Source organism: Phormidium sp. CCY1219, assembly GCF_055795085.1.
This window is the reverse complement of sequence record NZ_JAYFEQ010000162.1, coordinates 1-2,476: the sequence shown is the minus strand read 5'-3', so window position 1 is coordinate 2,476 and position 2,476 is coordinate 1. Positions and strand designations below refer to the sequence as shown.

Sequence of the window (2,476 nt, the reverse complement as noted above, 5' to 3'; positions counted from 1 at the left end):
ATATGGAGTTAGGCGACCTTGAGGAATCTGAAACCGAATCTGCCGAAGACCTCGGGGATATGGACTTAGGCGACCTTGGTGAATCTGAAACCGAAGAAGACCTCGGGGATATGGACTTAGGCGACCTTGGTGAATCTGAAACTGAAGAAGACCTCGGGGATATGGATTTAGGCGACCTTGGTGAATCTGAAACCGAAGAAGACCTCGGGGATATGGATTTAGAGGGGTTAGGTACGGAAAGCGCCGAGGAAAGTGAAGCCCTGATGAAAAATCCGTTTGAGGAATCTGAGGATGAACTCGGGGATATGGATCTCGAAGGGCTTGGGGAATCGGATTCTGATGAACTCGGGGATATGGATCTCGAAGGGCTTGGGGAATCGGATTCTGATGAAGACCTCGCCGATCTCGATCTCGAAGGATTTGGGGAATCTGATGCTGAAGAAGACCTCGGCGAACTCGATCTCGAAGGGCTTGGGGAATCCGAGGACTCAGAAGAGGAATTGGACACAGTGGATCTCGATGCGCTAGATGACGATATGGACTCTGATGATGATTCAGATATGTCCGATTTACTGAAAGGTTTGTAAGGAATTTTTCAGCACCCAAGATTTAGCCATGCAAGCCTCCCTTGCGGAGAACAACAATTGAAAGTGGCCCCTGGGCGTGGTGGTCACTATAAAACGCTCAAATCCTGCTCTGCGGTTGTTAGAGGTCTTCATCGATGATGCAGCAGGTCAAGAGAACCCCGCACCGTATGCTTGCTTCGGTGTCGGGAGTACGTCACCAGCCAACTTTAACCTTCAGGAGAATGATTCCATGAGTGTCGCTCAAACTGATGCCCTCACCTTCGAGTGCGAAACTGGAAACTATCATACATTTTGCCCGATTAGCTGCGTGGCGTGGCTTTACCAGAAGATTGAAGATAGTTTCTTTTTGGTAATTGGCACGAAAACTTGCGGTTATTTCCTGCAAAATGCTATGGGGGTGATGATTTTCGCAGAACCGCGTTATGCGATGGCGGAGTTAGAAGAAGGGGATATTTCTGCGAAGCTCAATGATTATGAAGAGTTGAAGCGGCTTTGCTTGCAGATCAAGCGCGATCGCAATCCCAGTGTCATCGTTTTTATCGGCACCTGCACCACGGAAATCATCAAAATGGATTTAGAAGGTTTAGCTCCGAACCTCGAATCCGAAATCGGCATTCCAATCGTGGTGGCGCGGGCCAACGGTCTCGATTATGCCTTTACCCAAGGGGAAGATACCGTACTCGCGGCGATGGTTCAGCGTTGCCCGCGAGGCGTGGAAAAAGAAGAGGACAAACAAGAGCGCAATGGGATTCAAAAACTCCTGAGCTTCGGAAAGAAAAAAGAAGAAGTCATCGCCGAAGAAACGGAATATGCAGACCATCCCCCCTTAGTGCTGTTTGGTTCCCTTCCCGATCCGGTGGTTACGCAGCTTACTTTGGAACTGAAGAAACAAGGGATAAAGGTATCCGGGTGGTTGCCTTCTAAGCGTTATACGGAACTGCCTGTGATTGAGGAAGGGTATTACGCTGTGGGAGTTAATCCGTTTCTCAGCCGCACGGCAACAGGTTTTATGCGTCGTCGCAAGTGCAAGTTAATTGGCGCTCCATTCCCCATCGGTCCGGATGGTACCCGAGCTTGGATCGAGAAAATTTGCTCGGTTTTCGGTATCGAACCGCAGGGTTTAGCAGACCGCGAAGCGCAAATTTGGGAGAATTTGTCTGACTACGTTGACCTGATTCGCGGCAAGTCGGTGTTCTTCATGGGAGACAATTTACTGGAAATTTCTTTGGCCCGGTTTTTGATTCGTTGCGGGATGAGTTGCCCAGAAATTGGCATTCCGTATATGGATAAGCGCTATCAAGGGGCAGAGTTGAAGCTGCTCGAACAAACTTGCCAGGAAATGGGCGTTCCAATGCCGAAGATTATCGAGAAACCTGATAATTACAATCAGATTCAGCGGATTTATGAGTTGAATCCGGATTTGGTGATTACCGGCATGGCTCATGCGAATCCGTTGGAAGCACGCGGAATTAATACGAAGTGGTCTGTTGAGTTTACTTTCGCACAGATTCACGGGTTTACGAATGCCCGCGACATTCTGGAGTTGGTGACTCGTCCCCTGCGTCGCAATCACGCACTCAAGGATCTCGGTTGGGAAAAGTTGGTGAAGGAAGAGGCGAAGATTTAAGCGCCGCTTCTGTATTCTCAAGTTAAATGGGGGTTCTTGGGAGAGCAGGCAATGTCTGCTCTCTTTTTTCCTGCTTTATACCACTTTTCTAAAATCTCGATCGCCACTGAAGCAATCAGATCTTGCAGGTTTGAACTCGCGATCGTTTGCACCCTTGCTTACCCAGGGACTCAAAGTTATAGTGGATCCACACTCGCCAATGATTCGCGCCCGCAATGAAGAAAAAAAAATTGACAAAAGCAGGGGGATGGGATAAAATATA

Annotated in this window: 1 protein-coding gene and 1 pseudogene; both read left to right on the top strand. The window is 48.7% G+C overall.

Features of this window, described 5'->3' with window-relative positions; genetic code table 11:
• A pseudogene (locus AC0QH1_RS00890) lies at positions 1 to 587 on the top strand (hypothetical protein); the annotation flags it as partial.
• 229 nt (positions 588 to 816) lie between these two features.
• The gene (locus AC0QH1_RS00885; RefSeq protein ID WP_324628840.1) at positions 817 to 2,214 is read left to right on the top strand and encodes a ferredoxin:protochlorophyllide reductase (ATP-dependent) subunit N; all 1,398 of its coding nucleotides are present in this window, start codon (positions 817 to 819) and stop codon (positions 2,212 to 2,214) included.
• Positions 2,215 to 2,476: the final 262 nt, after the last annotated feature.

Bases quoted from the DNA above. Each gene is read 5' to 3' on its own strand.
- AC0QH1_RS00885 (WP_324628840.1), top strand. From the start codon at position 817: ATGAGTGTCGCTCAAACTGATGCCCTCACCTTCGAGTGCGAAACTGGA.